We start from the raw sequence: 18963 nt of genomic DNA, 5'->3' as shown, positions 1-18963 counted from the left end.
ATTCTAGTAGTGGTTGCCAGGCCCAAGAACCGGCGCGAACAAGGGGTCGTGATAGGATCGGAACGTCGCGCAGCGCGGGTCCACGCTGTCGGAGCGGATGATGGCTTCCATGCCAACGCACTCGGCAACGGCCCAGTCGCGATCGAAACGATCACCCACCATTAGTGCGCGATCCGGCCGAATGCCGGTTGTGCGGAGTATCTTCACAAGCCCAGTTGGGTCGGGCTTCAAGCTTTGTATGTCAGCGTCGGTGGCGCTGACGACGATGTCGGCTTTCAAGCCAAGGGCGGCGAGCTTTTCTTGGGCAGGATAGTCGGAAAGGACGGCGACCAATCTGCCGGATTGTCGTAGACCATCGAAGAGCGCCGGAACGCCTGGATAGCGGCAGGCGGCAATGTGGAGAAGCGGGCGCTGATCGATCCATTCGCGGACGATTTGCTTGACTTCCTCCTCTGAGCATCGGCTGAGAACCGCCGTCTCAGAGAACTGACGGTCGATGAAGTGGGTGGGCGATGATCTCGCCAGGCCTTCCCGGCACCGACGAAAGTTCTGTATCACCTTCATGGTCCTGAAGCTGCGGGTACGCATAACGTCGCCAAGCAAACTGAGAACCATAAGCGCTCTCAGCCGCGTCTGGTTGTAGAGCGTGCCATCAAGATCAAAGACCACTAGATCGCGGCCGTCCCAAATCGATCGAGGTGCGGGTTTCATTGCGTTCTATCAACCGGAATGAAGTCCTGCTTCGAGATACCGTAGAGAAATCGGCATGTCTACGAAGGACGTGATAACGAGGTCCGCGTGTCGATCAAGGCCGCCGCGATCAATCCCTTCGACTGGAAGCTCCGCCGGGGAGCTCTGAAGCTCTTGACCGGCAGACGCTTTCCGAAAGGGATGGGCACCGATTTCGCCGGGATTGTCGAGGCGACCGGCGGCAAGGTAACGAACGTTCAGATCGGCGATGAAGTCTTCGGGTCGCTGGACTTCAAGAAATCAGGCGCCTTTGCCGAAGCGGCGCTCGTAGACGCCCGTCACCTGGCGAAGAAACCGCCGCAACTTTCGTTCAGCGAGGCCGCCTGCCTCCCCATTGCGGCGATGACTGCCTGGGTCGCCATCCTCGACAGGGCTGAGGCGCGCGCCGGATCGCGCATATTCATCAATGGCTGCAGCGGCGCCGTCGGCGCTTTCGCGGTTCAGCTTTGCGATCACCCGCGGAGCGCATGTTTCCGGCGCATGCGGACCGGCCTCAAGGGAAAGTGCAAGAGCTGCCGGCGTTGAGCCAATATTCGGCTACTCCGACAGGCAGGCATATGCGCAGGATGGAAAGTTCGACGCCATTTTCGATACGCTCGGAATGCTCGACGTCGGTCGCGGGCTTTCGATGCTCAATCCGACGGGCGTGTTCGTCGACATCAATCCCACCCCCGGCAGATTGCTCCGTGGAATGCTGTCCCGACGTTACAAGTTGGCATTCGCCACCATGGGCATCAAACATCTCGCCGCAATCGCCGAGCTTGCCGGCAGGGGGACCCTGCGTCCGACAATCGGTCTGGACGCGCCGTTCAGCGATGCCCTCTCTGTGATCAGGGATGCAGAAAACGGGCGGTGGCGTTCAGGGAAGGCGGTGCTTGCATTTTGAAAGCGCAAGCGTCCAAACCCAAGCAGGCTCAGGAGAATGCTGCCGCGCAGAACTTCGTCCAACCGAGAAGGACTGGGCGCGACTATGAGCACGGTGAGCTTCTCGACTGAGCCCAAGACGCGCTTTGTCAGCCGGCCGATGCGGTGAAGACCGCCAACTGAGCGTCGAAAGCACGCTTGTATGCGGGCCGCGCTTCGCCGCGGGCGACATAGGCGGAGAGGTTCGAATATTCCTCCAGCATACCGGATCCCTGCAACCTGCGCAGCACCGTCACCATCAGCAGGTCACCGGCGCTGAACGCACCATCGAGCCAGTCGGCATCGCCAAGGCGATTGGAAAGGCCGCCCAGCCGTTTCCGGATGCTGTCCTCGAGGAAACGCAGGCGCTGCTCGTACCAGGGCTCGTCGCGCTCGAGGATCTTGGCGAGGGCGCGGTCGAAGATCGGCGGCTCCACCGTGTCGAGCGCGGCAAACATCCATGCGATCGCGCGCGCCCGGGCATTCGCGTCGTTTGGCAGCAGACCCGCATGGCACTCGGCGATATGAAGCACGATTGCTCCCGACTCGAAGAGGGCGAGATCGCCCTCTTCATAGGTCGGAATCTGCCCGAAAGGATGAAGCGCGAGATGCGCGGGTTCCTTCATCGCCTTGAACGAAAGAAGACGAACCTCGTAAGGCTGCCCCACTTCTTCGAGCGCCCAGCGAACGCGCATGTCACGCGCCAGACCCTTGCCCCGATCCGGCGACCGTTCAAAGGCGGTAATCGTAATGGTCATTGCTGTTCTCCATAGCTTGGTCTGTCTTGAAGACGACTGGCTAAACGAGATTCCGACACCCCGTGCTCGGACAAATCCTCGCGGTCAATGACATTCATGTACGAAGGCAGCGTACGGCCGAGGTGACGACCATCCAAGGCCCGCGCTCCCGTCACTGATTTGTTTCCCGTTCCCGCCGACTCATTTCCGCCTGATATTGCCGCTCTCGTTCCGGCCAAGTGCTCTTGATGAAGGCGAGCACGGCCCGGATCTCTTCGTCGCTCATCACATTCCCGAAGCCGGGCATATCGCTTTGATACCCGCCGCCAACAACTGCTGCCGGTCCTTCCCTGGTAATTTGAAAGAGCACGCCGTCCGGATGATGCCAGGTGTGGCCGGATGCATCGTGCGGCGGGGCCGGCATGCGCCCCGAAGGCAGCGGACTTTTCCAATCCGGCTGACCTTCGAGGTTCTCGCCGTGACAGGTGACACAGCGCTCGGCATAGAGCGTCTTCCCGAGTGCGATTGTGGCGGCCGAGTCATCGCCAATCGTTTTCGATGCTGCGAGCCAAAGCAGCGCCACCGCCAGCCCCACTACCGCCGCGGCAATCCCGAGCCCTGAGAAGAGAATTGCGGTCCTGCTCATTTGCTGCCCCGGAAGAACGGCTTCCTTCAGAGCGCCACAGCCCCAACGGCGAGGACGACCACGAGCAGCCACATGTCACTCCTCCTTCTCAGGCGTCATTGCATCAATCCCTTCAGGCTCTCCCACAATCCCGGCTCCCGATGGCCGTGCGGCTTCTGCGTCCGATTCGTGAGGGCATTTACGAAAACGACTAGATTGACCGGCTCGAACGTCAAGCCATGAAAGCGGGCGCGCAGACGACCGTCCTGGTCGATCACATGGGTGACGATGCCGTGCATCTGCATGCCCTCCTCGCTCTCGGTGAATTTTAGTCCATAGGATTCGGCCGTTTTGCGAGTGCTGTCTTCCGGCTGGTCCGGCGCTGCGGTCAGGAAGACCCAGTTCACTGGATCGAGTCCGTGCGCCTGTCCGTACTCTCTGAGGATCGGACCCTTGTCGCGCTTCGGGTCTGTCGTGATGGTGACGAACTGGACCATCGCCTTCATCGGCGTCTGGTTGATCATCGTCTGCAGTTCGGCCATCCGCTCTGCATGCATCGGACAGACATCGGGGCAATGGGTGTAGACGAAATTCAGGACGACCACCTTGCCGCGGAGGTCGGAGAGGCTGACCGTGCGGCCGTCCGCATCCTGCAGCGTGAAGGCGGGCGCTTCGACATCGACCGCCTGGAAATATTTCTCCTTGTCGCGGAGATCCTGATCGACCTCCTCAAGCGAATGCGCCAGGACGGCCGTGGCGCAAGTCATCACGATGCCTATGGTTAGCAGGGCTGGATACAGGACGCGCATGTGTCACCTTTCGCCAGCGGCCGTGCCACCGCGGTCGATCGACAGCGCGACGACCTCGAACCTGTCCCCTCCCAGTGCCGCCTGCAGCCGGTCGAGTGTCGGCATCTCCTTGTGGCACGGCAGGGCCGATGCCGGTGAGCTATCGGTCTTCGATGTTTCGTTTGTTGCAACGTGGGTCATGAAGTGACCTCTTTGCCGATGTCATTCCTCTGCGTAGACCGAGGGTGCCTTGCCGTCCTTGGGGACGGTGTAGATCACGAATTTCTCCGTCTTCGTGCCGGACATGCCGGGCGATCCCATCGGCATTCCCGGCAGGGTGATGCCGGCGATCGGCGGCCTCTCGGTGAGGAGCTTGCGGACGACGTTCACAGGCACGTGGCCGTCGATCACGTAGCCGTCGATGAATGTGGTGTGGCAGCCCTGCATTCCCTCCGGCACTCCCGCCTTGCGGCTGATTTCGGCGAGGTCGTTGGTGGGCTTCACCTCGACGTTGAAGCCGTTGTCACGGAGATAGGCGGCATAGCCCTCGCAGCAGCCACATTGCGGGTTCTTGTAGAGCGTCGCCTGAAGCGGCTCGGCAACAGCCGGTCCGGCGAGGGCAGTGAAAGCGGCGAGGCTGACGAAGCGGATTGTGCGGTTCATTTCGATTCTCCTTGAGTAACTCGATCTGGTTCAGGCGACGCGCAGCACGGTCATCAGGCCGGCCATCTGGTGGTCCATGACATGGCAGTGCAGCATCCAGTCGCCGGGATTGTCGGCGACGAAGGCGGCTTCGACGACCTCCTTCGGAGCCATCAGCACCGTGTCCTGCCACTGGCGATGCGGGACGGGTTTGCCGTTGCGGCTCAGCACCCTGAGGCTGTGGCCGTGGAAATGCATCGGGTGCCACCAGGCCGTTTCGTTTCGTAGCTTGAGGACGACGCTGCGGCCACGGTGGAACGTCAGGGCAGGCTCCATGCCGGCATGGCCGTCGCCCGTCATCGACATGCCGTTGATGGCCCAGGCGGGACCGCCGCCCATGCCCATCATACCGTGCATCATTCCTGCGCCCTGCATGACACCACCGCGCACCATCATACCGCTCATCATGCCGCCCTGGAGCGTCAGACCGTGGCGATCGGCCGTGGCAAGGTCGGGCTCCGGCAAGGGGTTGCGCGGCAGGTCAAGCGAAGCGTCGAGAGGATGGGTGCGGAGCGGCGGCCGCTCCTCATAGGCGAGCTCGGTCAATCGGTAGGCGAGGCCGTCGTAGAAATCATCGATGACGGCGTAGCGCTTTCCAGGCTCGCCCTGCATGTCGAGCACGACGTCGATGCGCATGGCGGGACCGAGCAGGAGGCGACCGCCGGCCGGCTCGTGCGGATCGCAGGGCTGGCCGTCGATCGCCACCGTAACGGGACTGTGCCCCTCGAAACGCAGGGCCATGATCCGGGCGAGCGATGCGTTGACCAGGCGCAGGCGGACGCGCTCCCCGGCCCGGAAGGACTCCGCTTCTGAGGCGCGGCCGTTCAGCGTGACGGTGTTGCCGACACGGCCGGACATCGCCGCTTCCATCCGGTTGCCGAAGCGCGGCGCGATGCCGCCTTCCTCAGTCAGCCGCCAGTCGGCCAGAAACCAGAGAAGGTCGCGATCGACGGCGATCGGTTCACGTTCCTCCACGATCAGCGCTCCCGCGAGACCGCGGCCAAGCTGCTCCAGGCTGTTAGCGTGCGGGTGGTACCAGAACGTCCCCGCATCTTGCGGGGTGAATTCATAGACGAAGCTCTCCCCCGGCCTGATCGGCGGCTGCGTCAGGCCGGGCACGCCGTCCATCGCATTGGGAAGTCTGATGCCGTGCCAGTGGACCGTCGTCTCCTGGTCCAGCCGGTTCTCGACGAGGAGACGGGTGGGCTCGCCCTGGCGGAGGCGCACCAACGTACCGGGCACGGTGCCATTATAGGTCCATACATCGGTCTCCGGCCGATCCGGACCGGCAAGCCGTGCGCGGGCGGGCGCGGCGGCGATGCGGTAACGATCCGGCGACGCGGACCACACGGGCGACGGCGGCAACGCAGCCGCGAACAGAAGGCCCGCGCCGGCTTGGAGCACGCCCCGGCGTGAGACAAGGTATTGGGATTCTCTCTTCACATTCGATCCTTCCGATCATCGTAGATGAAGGAACGCGCGGCTCGCGCGTCCGCTTGCCGGCGGTCGCCTGGGCCGCGACAGCCGGAAATCAACCGATGTCGGAGGTTCGTGGTGGATCGGGATCGGGCGACAACACCATGCCGGTGAGGGGCGAATCGCGGATGGCGACCGCGGCAGGCGTCTTGCCGGTCGGTATAAACGCGACCGCCGGCAGCGGCGCAACGACGGGTGCGGCGCAGACATTGCCGCAGGCCATGGCCTTCATGCCGCCGTCGCCGGGCTGGTCAGGGCAATCCTGGCAGTCGCCATGGTCCAACGTTGCCATTTCGGACATCATCGCCATCTTGGCCGCCATGCCGCTCGCCTGGGCAACCGAAAGGCCCATCCCCGCAGCGACGAAGGTCGCGAGGAGAAAGATGACGAGATCTCTGGTCAACGAGTTCTTCATAGGACGAGACAGAATCGCGCCGAATCTTTGCGAATACAAGCTACGATATGGCTCACCGGAGGCGAGCGCCGTCAACAGTGCGTTATTCAACGCGCCTGGACGCTTCAGCGGAAGAACAGATATTTGATAAGCGCCGCAATCACCAGCACGATCACTATCGCTCCGATGATGCCCGCAAGACCCATGCCCCACATCATGCCGCTGCCCATCATATCGTTGATCATGGCCATCTCCCTTCATCTGGCCACTTCCCGGTCGCCGCCGCTGCCATGATGCAAAAAATCTCTACAGACCTCTTGACCTTGCCATTGTTGGAAGCCCCACCATAGTGCAGTCAAATGAAACAGGAGACTTCCATTGCATCATCTCAACGTATCAGACATGACCTGCGGGCACTGTGTGAGCGCGGTCGAAAAGGCCGTGAAATCAGTCGATCCGAACGCCAAGGTGGCCGTCGATCTTGAGGCACAAACCGCGTCGATCGAGTCTCAGATCGGCTCGGACGCCTTCATCGCCGCGATCGAAGCGGCTGGCTATAAGGCTTCGTTCAAGAAATCCTGTTGCAGCCACGTCGCCTGACTCCGCGCCACGATGACGAGCAGACGCCGTTGTGACAGCGATGGCGATGCCTGAGCGCATCCGGCATCCGGCTCTGGTCGGACGCCGGAACGGTTTCGATAACAGCTTCGTGCCGTGAACCCCAGTGGTCGCGAGTGTCGCGCGGCTCATCCGATGCGAACGACCGTTTCGGAGATGAATTCAAACGGGGGAATGGCAAGGTTCTCAGGTGCAGGTCCTTTGCGGACGCGACCGGCTGTATCGTAATGCGATCCGTGGCAAGGGCAGAACCAGCCGCCGAAGTCTCCCGCCTGCCCGAGCGGCACGCAGCCCAGGTGCGTGCAGACTCCGATCATGACGATCCAGTTCTCCTTCCCCTCCCCCGCAGAGCGTGCAAGATCGGTTGCGGCTTGGTCGGCGGCAAGATTGGCGTTCCGCGCCAGCGGATCCTTGAGATCGTCAAGCGCTGTCGCCTTTGCCGCGTCGATCTCCTGCTGGGTGCGGTTGCGTATGAAGACCGGCCGACCCCGCCAGTTGACGGTCAGCGACATACCTTCGACGAGCGAGGATAGGTCAACCTCGATCGAGGCCATCGCAAGCGTCGACGCGTCAGGTCGCATCTGGTCGATGAATGGCCAGGAGGCGGCCCCTACACCCACGACCCCGGCCATGGCTGTCACCAGGTAGAGAAAATCGCGTTTGGTTGGCTCGCTCGTCTCGTCCATCGCCACAGGAATAGTGCCTTCCTACGCCGTTTTGCCCTCTACAAAGACCTTGCCGTGCCAGTGCATGAGCGTGGCGACGAGTACGCCTTGAAGGGAAGCCTTGCTGCCCGGCCATTATACGTCGAGGCGCAGGGCGATGGAATGAGAGTGACTGCAGTCGGAGTTTCGGCGTGCAGCCGACTTGAAGCAGCAAACCTTCTGCCCGCAACCGACGACAAGCTGTTGCGGTAAACGCGCGGTTCCTCTTCAGACCGCCGGCACACGCCGATCTGGAGAAACTTGAAGCTCGTCGGAGACGAATTCCCACAGAGTTCCGATCGCTCCGGAGGAGAGCTCCTTGCTCTCGCCGACGAAGAGGCCGAATTCCACGAGCGGAGCGGGCGGCATTCCGTCAGCCCTGCCGAGGACCTTCATCGTGTCGTGCCGGATACTGACGTCGAGCAGCACGGCAATGCCGAGACCGGCTTCGATAGCGGATTGAATCGACGAAAGGCTGGCGCTGGTCAGCACGGTGCGCCACGGTCTCGCGATCTCGTTGAGGGCTCCGGTCATCTTGCGGTCCCAGGTGCAGGTCCCGTCGAAGGTGATCAGCGGCAACGGCTCCTGATCCGGTACGACGAAGCCGCGCGCAGCCACCCACTTCAAAGGCATGCGCCAGGTCAAGACCGGCACGGCGCTGATCTCCGCCGGGTCGCCGATGGCGACGTCGATGAGCCCGAGTGAGAGCTTCTGCGAAAGCGCCACGCTTTCGGCGACGGTCAGATCGAGCGCCACATCCGGACAGGCGGCGGCGAAACGCTGCAGCGCTTTCGGCAGCGAACCGACGGCGATGTCCTCGGTCATGCCGAAGCGGACGGGGCCGCGGGGGCCGCCATCGGACAGCGCCCGCCTGGCGCTCGCGCTCAGCCCCAATATCTTCTGGGCGTAGGGAAGAAGGACATGGCCGGCCTCGGTCAGATCCATGCCGCGCGGCCCGCGCTTCAACAGCTTTACCCCGAGATCATCCTCCAAGCGGCGCAATTGCATGCTGACGGCGGCCTGGGTCCTTGCCAGGCGGCCGGCGGCCGCGCTGACGCTGCCACATTCCGCCGTCGCGACCAAGGCGCGCAGCAATCCGATCTCCAGATCGCGCATAAGTATTCCTTATATCTTCATCACAATTATCAGCATTCCTTAATGCTACCGCTTTGCTATTCCTGATCAAGAGGAAAGGGAAAGGTTTCGAACATGACGGACATGGAGACGCCAGCAGGCGGAGCGTGGGCTGCGCCGACCAACAGCGCAGACGATCGCCGACGCGCTTATCTCGCGATCGTCTTTTGCCTCCTTTCCATGTCGAGCGTCCAATTTGGCGCCGCGCTTTCGACGCCGGTGATGCAGGAACTGGGACCGTTCGGCACCACCTGGCTTCGGCTTTGCTTCGCAGCGCTTGCACTCACGCTTCTCGTCCGCCCGCCCCTCCTCAGCTATGGCAAGCGGCAATGGTTCGCCGCCGCGGCGCTCGGCACCGCCATGGCGATGATGACGCTCTGCTTCTTCGCCGCGATCGAGCGCATCCCGCTCGGCCTTGCAGTCGCCATCGATTTTCTCGGCCCCCTGACTGTCGCGACCATTTTCGGCGGCGGCGGATGGCGCCTCCTCTGCCCGGCTGTCGCTGCCGCGGGTGTTCTCTGCCTTTCCTGGGACGGCAGCGCCTGGGTGGGGGATATGCTTGGCGTGCTCTTCGCGCTCGGCGCGGCGGCCGGCTGGGGCAGCTATATCGTTCTGATGAAACAGGCCGGGCAACAGTTCACCGGGCTCGAAGGGCTCTCCGTCTCGCTCCTTTTTGCCGCCCTTGTGGCGACGCCTTTCGGCCTGCACCAAGCAGCGCTGGGCCTATCGCCCGCGCTCGCCCTGATGACCGGGCTTCTCGCTCTCCTCGTGCCGCTGCTCCCCTATGCCCTGGAATTCGTCGCGCTCCGTTGGATGAAGGCCTCCGCCTTCGGCATCCTGATGAGCCTCGAGCCGGCCATCGGCGCCGGCGCCGGCTTCATCGTCTTGGGGCAGGCGCTGACGCCAAGCCAGATGCTCGGCGTGGCGCTGGTGATCGCCGCAAGCGCGGCCGGTACGATGTCGAGCCAAACCTGAGCTATTGAACCTAAAGGAAGAGCCGTCCGTGGCCGATGCCCTCGCAAGCGTCTCGATCCTTGCCGTCTTGCCGATGCTCAGTAGGGGGCGGACAATTGTAAGCGAGAGATCGCAACGCGCGCGGAAGCCGACACTAAGTCAACTCTTCCCTTCCTCGCCTTTGGCATGCGGCTTTCGCACGACGCAGAAAAGATTGCCGTCCGGATCCTGTAAGACCACGTAATCAGCGTGTTGCGGATAGCGCCATGGATATTGTTTCGCCCCGATCGTCAGCAAACGACGAACCTCCTCCCGCTGCCGGTCGGTATAAAGGTCCAAGTGCAGCCAGCTTCTCCTCCAGTCGCGGCGATCGCGAGCCTGAAACGAAATATTGGGCCACGGCCTTCGGGATCACAAAGGACAATCCAGCCACCGCTCGCAGGCGCTCGCGGAACATAATGCAAGGCCTCCTGCCAGAACGCGACCATCCGCTCAAACTCGTAGCAATGGATGACGATTGAGCCAATTCTGATCATATCGGTGATTCCGCTATGTCGGTCTTATTCGGGACCCCATTGTCCCGGCCCACCCCTTCTGTGATCTTCATGGTTTGCCGCCGCTCGAAAGCGTCACGATGCTAAAATACAGAGATAGTGAAGCGTAGTCGTATGAGCAGCGAACGACGCCGAGGGCTGAGATGCTCGCATTCGATTGGAACCCTGCTTCTGCTGAGCGGTTCTTGTTGTGGAAAACGCGAGCAACGAACGATGACCGAGAAAGTTCCTATTCCGCCTACGAAGGGCGATCCCAAAGCGCGGCCCGTCCGCGGTCCCGACCCTCGGGAATCGGCGCCAAAGTCCGATGAACGCAAAAATCCGCCTCGGGATACAAGAGAGGCGCCGGCGCCAAATCCGAGTGTCGAACACGCTCCTTAGCCGAAGGCACGGCACACGCTGTCGTGCGCGTAGGCACTTCCTTATGCCGAGCAGCTCGCTTCCGCGAGATCGGCCGGAACACTTCTCCCGAGCAGATGTTTGGGGCGGGAGCACGACGCGCCGCGTCATGGATCGATTGGTCTCGTCGTCGCTGCCAAAACAAAGGTAAAAATCATGGACCCGAAGAGTGAGGTAGTGCTGCGCACCGGCAACCGGATGCCAGTTCTGGGCGTCGGCACTTGGCAACTGACGAACAATACGGCTGAGACGATCGCGACGGCCTTAACGCTCGGCTATCGTATGATCGACACGTCCGGAGATTACGGGACACAGCCCGGCATCGCAGACGGGATCAAGAGGAGCGGCGTGGAACGCGCGGACTTTTACCTGGTCACGAAAGTGGAGGAAGTGGGCGACGCATATCAAGCGACGCGCAAGAATCTCGACGAATTGCAGCTGGATTATGCCGATCTCATGCTCATACACCGTCCGCCGCGAACAGGAGCGGGAGAAGATCTGTGGCGAAGCCTGATCCGGGCGAAAGAGGATGGGCTCACGAAAGACATCGGCGTCAGTAACTATTCGACGGACCTCATCGATATGTTGATAGCTGCGACGGGCGAAGTCCCGACGGTCAATCAGATCGAGTGGAGCCCCTTCGGCTACAGCGATGACATGCTGCGCTATGCGGCGGAAAACCGCATCGTCGTCCAGGCATACAGCCCCCTCACGCGCACCAAACGGCTGCGGGACGAGACACTTTCAGAGATGGCCGCAAAATACGGCAAATCGCCGGCGCAACTGCTGATTCGATGGAACCTGCAGCGCGCCACAGTCCCCATTCCCAAAGCCAACCAGCGCCTACACCTGGAAGAGAACATTGATGTGTTCGACTTCAAGATCAGCGAGGGCGACTTGGAAAGGCTCAATGGGTTGAACGAGCGTTATTCGTCGCTTGGGACGCTTCCCTATGTTTGAGAGCAAATCTCAGGATCGGAAGAATAGAGCACCAGGAGAATAATCGATGGCTGGGGCCGAGCAGGAACGCGGAACGGTCGTTCTCGAAGAGGGCGATATCTTCTTTCTGTACAGGCCGCGGGTGGAGGAAGAGCATCCCTCGAATATTGGCGACGTCCAACGGTTTGAGATGGTGCTGCGTCCGCATGGTGGCGAGAGGGTCCGGCTCCTGATCATCGGGCGAAAGCGACTGCCGGAAGTCGAGCGGCACGAACGCCACTGGGGTTTCGTAGAGGCGATCACGGGGTCGGCCAAGGACCTTGAGAAAGAGCTCCGTGAGCGACGCTATGGCACAGGCACACGCGGCAAGCGTTCGCAGCCGGCCGCTCGTCCCGCCGGGGAAGGCGTGTACGCAATCACGCTCGAGGACGGACAGATGCATCTGTCCTACGCGCTCGAGCTTCCCGAAAATCCGGGCGAGGTGCAAAAGGCCTTCAAGATCGCGCCCGAAGCGAGCTACGCGTTGTCGATCAAGAACCCGGAGAAGGGCAAACCTGCCAATGCCGGGCTGCGCGAGGACGACGAGGCCGACTATCCGGAGAAGCTGCAGGAGGAATTCAGGGGGCGGCGTTTTGCGCGGGAGGACGTTCGTCTCCTCGACTTCGAGGGGGCCGAGTTCATCTTGATCGGGGCGCGTTCGAATCCTGAGGCCGAATATGGTCTCGATCTCGGCGCAGAACATGAGGACTACGAGCACGCGGAAACCATTCGGCGCCTGCGCATGGTCAAGTCCCGCCATCCCATCAAGCCACTTTTTAAAGGGCGCTGGGCCTGAGCGGGTGAGGTCGCTGTAGCACTTTGAATCGCTGCATGTCTTTGTCCTTAAATCGAGGTCGATTTAAGGAGGCATGCAGTAGAACATCGTCGGGGGGCTGCCTCCACCACCGGTGGAGCTATCCGGCGTCCCCGAACTGCGTCTGGAGAACGCCGGCCTTGCTCTGGATTCGCAGATTGTTCTGGACATCTCTCACTCCGGAGACGGATTCGGCGATGTCCTCGGCGCGGTGCTTGACCGGCCGACTCATAACGGTGCCGGAAAGCGTGACCTCTCCGTTCTCGACCGTCACCTCGATGTCCGAGGCGTCGACATGCGGGTCGTCGGTCAGGCGGTCGCTCACATCTTCACGAATGCGCTGATCCGAGCGGGTATAATTGCGCGGCCCGCGCCCTCGATACTGGCCCTCTTCGGGGAACACTTGCCGGACATCCGAGTAGCGATGCTCCCAGTCGTAGCGGCTTCCAACGATATCGCGGTAATCGAGGGCTGCCCCGCCTGTGCCATAACCGCCGCTCGAGCTGCCGCCGTAGCGCACGCCCGTGCCGCCGTAATCGTTCCAGTATTCGTCGTCAAATGTCCGGTCCGGCATTGGGTCCGTCGGACAGGAACCCTGCGCACCCGCGCGACGCCGACCCGAATGCTCATTCAAGTAGTCGCGGCGGCCGGGATAGCGGGAGCGCTCATCGTTTCGGTAGGAGTCGCGGATTGCCATGGCCAGTCTCCTCGTCGAATCGCGAGGCAAGTCCTCGCCTGTCCCAGTGAAACGGTCGGCGAAAGTCCTTGTTCCGCGACTGCCCGGCGCGTGCCGGCTGGTTGAGCCTGGCGGCGGCAATGCGACATGGCCGCGAGTCCTTGGGGCGAGTTCGCGAAAGAGGCCTCCGATCTCGGTGGATGGGCGTAGCCGTTTTGGGAGCTACGCTGCCGGCGCGTATGCGGAACGATCACCGGCTTTGAACGTTCGGCTTGAGGCGGAATCCTGCGGGGGCGTTGTCGTTTGCGGGAGAAAGCTCGGCCCGACATTCCGCCGATGAACATGGGGAGCTTGGAGATGGCAAAGACGCCGAACTCCGCGGCAGCGACGAAGGCGACGACTCGGGCTCACACGGCGGAGGCGACCACAACCGGAAAGCCGATTGTCGGCGGATCGAGTTCGCCCAACCGACGAGCGGCGGGCTCCGATCGCCCCGTCTACCTGGTGGACGGTGCGCGGACGCCTTTTCTCCGCGCCCGCAACAAGCCGGGGCCGTTCACGCCGGTTGATCTTGCGGTGCAATGTGGACGCCCGCTGCTCATGCGCCTGCCTTTCTCTCCGGACGAATTCGACGCCGTCATTCTCGGCTGCGTCAACGTTATCGCCGACGAGATGAACCCGGCGCGCGTCGCGGCGCTCAGGCTCTGCATGGGTACGGCGATCACGGCCTTTACCGTCCAGATCAACTGCGGCTCGGGCATGCAGTCGATCGATACCGCCTTCCGGATGATCGAAACTGGCAAGGCCGAACTCATACTGGCGGGCGGCGCGGAGGCGCTGTCTCATGCGCCGCTGGTGCTTCGCCGGGAAGCGGCCGCATGGTTCGGCAACTTCGCAGCGGCGAAGTCCCCTTGGGAAAAGACCACCGCGCTGGCTCTCTTTCGGCCGGAGATGGCGAAGCCTGTCGTGGGCCTCGAACGTGGGCTCACCGATCCGATCACCGAACTCAATATGGGCCAGACGGCGGAGGTAATCGGCCACCTCTTCGGCATCACGCGCGAAGCCGCCGACGCCTACGCCCTGGAAAGCCATCAACGTCTGGCACACGCGCAAAACAACGGCTTGCTCGACGGCGAGGTCATCCCGGCGATCTCCCGCGGCGGCATGCTCTACGACCATGATGACGGCGTGCGGCCGGACACGTCGATGGACAAGCTCGCGAAATTGGACCCGGTCTTTGAAAAACCTTACGGCAATCTCACCGCCGGCAATTCCTCCCAGATCACGGACGGCGCGTGCTGGGTCGTCCTCGCATCGGAAGAGGCGATGAGAAAGCACGAGCTCACGCCGCTCGCCCGCATAATCGACAGCGAATGGTCGGCGCTCGATCCCTCGATCATGGGGCTTGCCCCGACCTTGTGTTCGACTGAACTCATGAAACGCAGAAGGCTTTCCCGCGAAGACATCGATCTCTGGGAACTCAACGAAGCCTTCGCCGCGCAGGTGCTCGCCTGTCTTGCCGCATGGCAGGATGAGGAATATTGCCGCGACGTGCTCGGTCTCGATGGCGTCTTCGGGGGCATCGAACGCGATCGGCTCAATGTGGATGGAGGGGCGATCAGTCTCGGGCATCCGGTCGGCACGAGCGGCAACCGCCTCGTGCTTCACCTCGTCAAAGCCATGCGGCGGCTTGGGCTTAGGCGCGGCATCGCCACCGAGTGTATCGGCGGCGGGCAAGGCGGCGCCATGCTCCTGGAGGTCGCATGATGTCACCAGCACGACCCTCCGCCTGGAATACGCTCGCCCCCCGCGACGTAGAGCTCGGTCCGGGGAACGCCCCGAAGGTTTTCACGCACTGGCGGCTGACCAGAGGACCGGACGACATCGCCTGGCTTCTGCTCGACCGGGCCAACGAAAGCACAAACACGCTTTCGGAACCAGTTCTCGCCGAACTCGAGAAGGTGCTTTTCGATATTGAAGGCATGGGCGCCAAGGGCCTTGTCATCCGATCGGCCAAGAAAGGCGGCTTTATCGCGGGCGCGGACATCCGCGACTTCAAAGGCGTGACTGATGCGCGCGAGGTAGAGAGGCGGATCAGGCGGGCGCATGAGATCGTCGACCGGTTGGCGGTGCTCCGAATGCCCACCGTCGCGGTGATTCACGGTTATTGCCTCGGCGGTGGGCTCGAACTCGCGCTCGCCTGCAAATACCGCATCGCTCTGAGCAATGCAAAGCTGGGCTTCCCCGAAATCATGCTCGGCCTGCATCCGGGCCTTGGCGGGACGTTCCGGCTGACCGCACTGATCGACCCTGTCCAGGCGATGACGATGATGCTGACGGGAAAGACCGCGCACGCAAAGCGGGCGAAGGCGCTCGGTCTCGTAGACGCCGTCATCGAGGAACGCCACGTCGAAAACGCCGTGCGCGCGGCCGTTGCCGGCGAGATGAAGACGAACCGCGGCAGCTTGAAATCGGGGGTGCTCGGTCTCTCGCCGGCACGCCGGTTCGCCGCCCGCCGGATGCGGACCGAGGCGGAGAAACGCGCACCGAGCCGATACTATCCGGCGCCCTACCGCCTCATCGATCTTTGGCAGGAACACGGCGGCAACGTCAAAGCAATGCAGGGAGCCGAGATCACCTCGTTCTCGGAACTGCTTGTCGGCGAGACCGCGCAGAACCTCATCCGTGTCTTCTTCCTGCGCGAAAAGCTGAAGGACTCCGCCAAGGGCGAAAGCGGCATCCGGAATGTCCATGTCGTCGGGGCAGGCACGATGGGCGGCGACATCGCCGCCTGGTGCGCCGCGCGCGGCTTGCGCGTCACGCTTGCCGACCTCGACCGTAACGCCGTCGCCAAAGCCGTTGGCCGCGCCGCGGAGTTTTATGACAAGAAGCTTCATTCGAGCATCGAGCGACGCGACGCGCTTGACCGCCTGATCCCCGATTTCGAGGGCGCAGGCGTCACCAAGGCCGATCTCGTCATCGAGGCGGTCGTGGAAAAGGCGGACGTGAAGCGCAAGGTGTTTGACGCGATCGCGCCCAAAATGAAGAAGGACGCCATTCTCGCCACCAATACATCGAGCATTCCGCTCGAGGAGCTGCGCGAGGGTTTGGCGTTTCCGGATCGGCTGGTCGGCCTGCATTTCTTCAATCCCGTCGCCAAAATGGAGTTGGTCGAGGTTATCGCTCACGACCAGGCGAACAAGGCGATGCTCGACAGGGCGCACGCCTTCTGCGGCGCGATAGACAGGTTGCCCGCCGCCGTGAAGAGCGCGCCCGGCTTCCTCGTCAACCGTGCACTGACGCCGTATCTGGCCGAGGCCTTCGTAATGCTCGATGAGGGAACGCCCAAGGAGACCATCGACCGGGCGGCGGAGGATTTCGGCATGCCGATGGGACCGATCGAGCTCGCAGACCGCGTCGGGCTCGACATTGGCCTGGAGGTCGTCCGAATGCTCAAGGATACACTCGACGACCCCATTCCGGAGATTCCGGGCTGGCTGGAAAAGAAGGTTGAAAGCGGTGAGACCGGCCGTAAGGCCGGCAAGGGGCTTTATGAATACGACGACAAGGGCAAACCGAAAAAGCGGTCCGACGCGCCGGCGCCCGGCCCGGAGATGGCGGACCGCCTCCTCCTGCCCATGCTCAACACCTGCCTGCGCTGCCTGGGCGAGGGTATCGTCGAAGACGAGGATACGCTCGACGGCGCGATCATCTTTGCGACCGGTTTCGCACCGTTCCGCGGTGGGCCGATGCATTATGCGCGCAGCCGCGGCGGGGCGGATATCCTGGCGACGTTGAAGCGTCTCGAACAGCAGTACGGGCCTCGGTTTACTCCCGATAAGGGCTGGGAGGATTTTAGCGGAGAAACGTGACGGGCAAGCCGGACCAGCATAAACAGGCCGAAAGCGTCGCCGACCGCATCATAGAGCGTCTTGGCGGGCGCATCGTGCTTGCGCTTCCGCTCGGGCTCGGCAAGGCCAATCTCGTCGCCAATGCGCTGTTCGAGCGGGCGGCCCGCGACAGGACGATCGATCTCGAAATATTCACCGCACTGACGCTGGAAAAGCCCTCCTGGTCAAGCGACATGGAACGCCGCTTCGTCGAACCTCTGGCCGAGCGGCTGTATTCGGGATACCTGGGTCTCACATACGCCAAAGCGCTGCGCGAAGGGTCGCTGCCGGAAAATATCCGCGTCAGCGAGTTCTTTTTCGTCGCCGGACACTGGCTCACGATCGAGATCGCGCAGCAGCGGTATATCTCGGCCAATTACACGCATGTCGGCCGCTACCTGCTCGACCGCGGCATCAACGTGATCGCGCAACTTGTGACAAAGCGCGGCGATGGCGTGGACGCCGAATACAGCCTGTCCTGCAATACAGATGTGACGCTCGACGTTCTGCCGGCGCTGAGGGCCCGGCGCGATCCTTTCCTTCTTGTGGGCGAAGTCAGCTCTCGATTGCCTTTCATGCCCGACGAGGCGGTGCTGCCGGCCGGCGAATTCGATCTCATTCTCGACGGGCCCGATCGCGACCGGCCGCTCTTCGTCGTACCGAGGGAGCCGGTGTCGCTGGCCGATCACGCCATCGGCATTCATGCGGCAAGCCTGGTGAAGGATGGCGGGACGCTGCAGATCGGCATCGGTTCCTTGGGCGACGCACTGACGGCAGGTCTCATCCTGCGGCAGCGGCGGCCCGAGCTTTTCGCCGGCGCGCTGCATCGCCTTGCTCCGCACAGCGACACCGTAAAACAGGAGACGGGCGCCTTCGAGGACGGCCTCTACGCCGCCAGCGAGATGTTCGTCGACGGTTTCATGGATCTCTACCGGGAAGGCATCCTCATGCGCCGCGCCTCTGACGGGGCGATCCTCCATTCCGGCTTCTTCGTTGGCAGCAACGCGTTCCACCGATTTCTCCGCGATTTGCCGGAGGAGGAGCGCGCGCTTTTCCAGATGCGGGGCATTTCTTTCGTCAACGAGCTTTACGGCGATGAGGAGAGGAAGCGCGCGGACGGGTGAACGCGCGTTTCGTCAACAATGCGATGATGGTGACGCTCATGGGAGCAACCGTGTCCGACGCGCTTGCGGACGGCCGCGTCGTCTCCGGTGTCGGCGGGCAGTACAATCTCGTCGCCCAGGCCTTCGCCCTCGAAGGTGCGCGCTCCATCATCACGCTCAATGCGGCCCACTGCGAATACGGCCGACGCGAATCGCGCCTCGTCTGGTCCTACGGCAACACGACTCTGCCGCGGCACCTGCGCGACATGGTCGTGACCGAATACGGCGTTGCCGATCTGCGCGGCAAATCCGACCGCGACTGCATCGCCGCCATGCTGGCAGTCGCAGATTCGGCTTTTCAGGGCGAACTGCTCGACGCGGCCAAATCCGCCGGCAAGATCGAGAAGGATTTTACCGTTCCGGCTGCCTTCCGCCGCAATAGACCACAATCCATAGCGGAAGCGCTTCTCCCGCTGCGCAAGGAAGGCTGGTGCGCCCCGTTTCCATTCGACACGGATTTCACCGACGAGGAACAGCGCCTGGTTCCGGCGCTGCGGCATCTGAAGCATAAAACTGCATCGCGGCGATCGCTGGCTCACGCGGTCCTTGCGTCGCTCGCCGCAGGCCGGCCCGACCAGGCGGAGCGCGCCGCGCTTGAAAGGATGCGTCTTGCTGCCCCAGCGAACCTGCGCGAAAGGCTCTATGCAAAAATGCTTCTATGGGCGCTCAGACGCAGCCAATGGCTCTAATGGTAGGCGGCAGAT

At 62.5% G+C, this 18963-nt stretch carries 21 protein-coding genes and 1 pseudogene; 10 read left to right on the top strand and 12 right to left on the bottom strand.

Going from position 1 to position 18963, the window contains the following annotated elements; all coding sequences use genetic code 11:
- Positions 1-3: 3 nt before the first annotated feature.
- Positions 4-711: an HAD family hydrolase gene (locus tag M728_RS24450; RefSeq protein ID WP_026621206.1), complete on the bottom strand. Its 708-nt coding sequence runs from the start codon at positions 709-711 to the stop codon at positions 4-6.
- A gap of 87 nt (positions 712-798) precedes the next feature.
- Between M728_RS24450 and M728_RS24445 the strand changes: the two genes are divergently transcribed.
- Complete coding sequence (locus M728_RS24445) at positions 799-1275, top strand: NAD(P)-dependent alcohol dehydrogenase (protein WP_245269713.1); 477 nt, start codon at positions 799-801, stop codon at positions 1273-1275.
- The gene (locus M728_RS24440) at positions 1157-1636 is read left to right on the top strand and encodes a zinc-binding dehydrogenase (protein ID WP_245269712.1); all 480 of its coding nucleotides are present in this window, start codon (positions 1157-1159) and stop codon (positions 1634-1636) included. The genes M728_RS24445 and M728_RS24440 overlap by 119 nt, the downstream gene beginning before the upstream one ends.
- A 127-nt stretch (positions 1637-1763) precedes the next feature.
- Here M728_RS24440 and M728_RS24435 read toward each other — a convergent pair whose 3' ends face one another.
- The 7 genes and pseudogenes from M728_RS24435 to M728_RS24405 form a co-directional block, all read right to left on the bottom strand.
- Positions 1764-2411, bottom strand: coding sequence for a glutathione S-transferase family protein (locus tag M728_RS24435; RefSeq protein WP_026621205.1), 648 nt, complete (start codon positions 2409-2411; stop codon positions 1764-1766).
- 151 nt (positions 2412-2562) lie between these two features.
- A complete protein-coding gene (locus M728_RS24430) occupies positions 2563-3036 on the bottom strand; it encodes a cytochrome c (RefSeq protein WP_026621204.1) in 474 nt (157 codons plus the stop codon).
- 95 nt (positions 3037-3131) lie between these two features.
- Positions 3132-3824, bottom strand: a complete 693-nt coding sequence (locus M728_RS24425; RefSeq protein WP_026621203.1) for an SCO family protein — start codon at positions 3822-3824, stop codon at positions 3132-3134.
- 15 nt (positions 3825-3839) lie between these two features.
- Positions 3840-3947 (bottom strand): annotated as a pseudogene (locus M728_RS24420) (TlpA family protein disulfide reductase); the annotation flags it as partial.
- Positions 3948-4025: 78 nt separating this feature from the next.
- The gene (locus M728_RS24415) at positions 4026-4466 is read right to left on the bottom strand and encodes a DUF411 domain-containing protein (protein ID WP_026621202.1); all 441 of its coding nucleotides are present in this window, start codon (positions 4464-4466) and stop codon (positions 4026-4028) included.
- A 30-nt stretch (positions 4467-4496) separates the two neighbouring features.
- Positions 4497-5948, bottom strand: coding sequence for a multicopper oxidase family protein (locus tag M728_RS24410; RefSeq protein WP_026621201.1), 1452 nt, complete (start codon positions 5946-5948; stop codon positions 4497-4499).
- An 88-nt stretch (positions 5949-6036) separates the two neighbouring features.
- Entirely contained in the window at positions 6037-6384 is a 348-nt protein-coding gene (locus M728_RS24405; protein WP_245269711.1) for a hypothetical protein, read from the bottom strand.
- A gap of 369 nt (positions 6385-6753) precedes the next feature.
- Between M728_RS24405 and M728_RS24400 the strand changes: the two genes are divergently transcribed.
- Positions 6754-6975 (top strand): heavy-metal-associated domain-containing protein, encoded by a 222-nt coding sequence (locus M728_RS24400; protein WP_026621199.1) that lies wholly within the window; start codon positions 6754-6756, stop codon positions 6973-6975.
- A gap of 146 nt (positions 6976-7121) precedes the next feature.
- Here M728_RS24400 and petA read toward each other — a convergent pair whose 3' ends face one another.
- Together petA and M728_RS24390 are read right to left on the bottom strand one after the other, a co-directional pair.
- Positions 7122-7679, bottom strand: a complete 558-nt coding sequence (gene petA, locus M728_RS24395) for a ubiquinol-cytochrome c reductase iron-sulfur subunit (RefSeq protein ID WP_156943457.1) — start codon at positions 7677-7679, stop codon at positions 7122-7124.
- 246 nt (positions 7680-7925) lie between these two features.
- Positions 7926-8813, bottom strand: coding sequence for a LysR family transcriptional regulator (locus M728_RS24390; RefSeq protein WP_026621197.1), 888 nt, complete (start codon positions 8811-8813; stop codon positions 7926-7928).
- Between the two features lie 93 nt (positions 8814-8906).
- On the opposite strand from M728_RS24390, the gene M728_RS24385 reads away from it, so the two are divergent.
- A complete protein-coding gene (locus M728_RS24385; RefSeq protein WP_245269710.1) occupies positions 8907-9806 on the top strand; it encodes a DMT family transporter in 900 nt (299 codons plus the stop codon).
- Between the two features lie 138 nt (positions 9807-9944).
- Here the strand turns inward: M728_RS24385 and M728_RS24380 are convergent, their stop codons facing one another.
- A complete protein-coding gene (locus tag M728_RS24380; RefSeq protein ID WP_370906501.1) occupies positions 9945-10130 on the bottom strand; it encodes a VOC family protein in 186 nt (61 codons plus the stop codon).
- A gap of 764 nt (positions 10131-10894) precedes the next feature.
- On the opposite strand from M728_RS24380, the gene M728_RS24375 reads away from it, so the two are divergent.
- The gene (locus tag M728_RS24375) at positions 10895-11698 is read left to right on the top strand and encodes an aldo/keto reductase (protein ID WP_026621195.1); all 804 of its coding nucleotides are present in this window, start codon (positions 10895-10897) and stop codon (positions 11696-11698) included.
- Positions 11699-11744: 46 nt separating this feature from the next.
- Entirely contained in the window at positions 11745-12512 is a 768-nt protein-coding gene (locus tag M728_RS24370) for a hypothetical protein (RefSeq protein WP_026621194.1), read from the top strand.
- Between the two features lie 118 nt (positions 12513-12630).
- Here M728_RS24370 and M728_RS24365 read toward each other — a convergent pair whose 3' ends face one another.
- On the bottom strand, positions 12631-13227 hold the full coding sequence (locus M728_RS24365) for a BON domain-containing protein (protein ID WP_051440915.1): 597 nt from the start codon (positions 13225-13227) through the stop codon (positions 12631-12633).
- A gap of 336 nt (positions 13228-13563) precedes the next feature.
- Between M728_RS24365 and M728_RS24360 the strand changes: the two genes are divergently transcribed.
- From M728_RS24360 to M728_RS24345, 4 genes are read left to right on the top strand one after another with little or no spacing between them, the layout of a single operon-like run.
- Entirely contained in the window at positions 13564-14973 is a 1410-nt protein-coding gene (locus M728_RS24360; RefSeq protein ID WP_084044563.1) for an acetyl-CoA C-acetyltransferase, read from the top strand.
- The gene (locus tag M728_RS24355; RefSeq protein WP_034883776.1) at positions 14973-17078 is read left to right on the top strand and encodes a 3-hydroxyacyl-CoA dehydrogenase NAD-binding domain-containing protein; all 2106 of its coding nucleotides are present in this window, start codon (positions 14973-14975) and stop codon (positions 17076-17078) included. The genes M728_RS24360 and M728_RS24355 overlap by 1 nt, the downstream gene beginning before the upstream one ends.
- Entirely contained in the window at positions 17075-18220 is a 1146-nt protein-coding gene (locus M728_RS24350; RefSeq protein WP_370906488.1) for a hypothetical protein, read from the top strand. The genes M728_RS24355 and M728_RS24350 overlap by 4 nt, the downstream gene beginning before the upstream one ends.
- The gene (locus M728_RS24345; RefSeq protein WP_370906487.1) at positions 18217-18948 is read left to right on the top strand and encodes an acetyl-CoA hydrolase/transferase C-terminal domain-containing protein; all 732 of its coding nucleotides are present in this window, start codon (positions 18217-18219) and stop codon (positions 18946-18948) included. The genes M728_RS24350 and M728_RS24345 overlap by 4 nt, the downstream gene beginning before the upstream one ends.
- The last annotated feature ends 15 nt before the right edge of the window (positions 18949-18963 follow it).

Source organism: Ensifer sp. WSM1721, from assembly GCF_000513895.2.
GTDB lineage: Bacteria > Pseudomonadota > Alphaproteobacteria > Rhizobiales > Rhizobiaceae > Sinorhizobium.
This window is presented reverse-complemented; position numbering and strand designations above follow the sequence as displayed.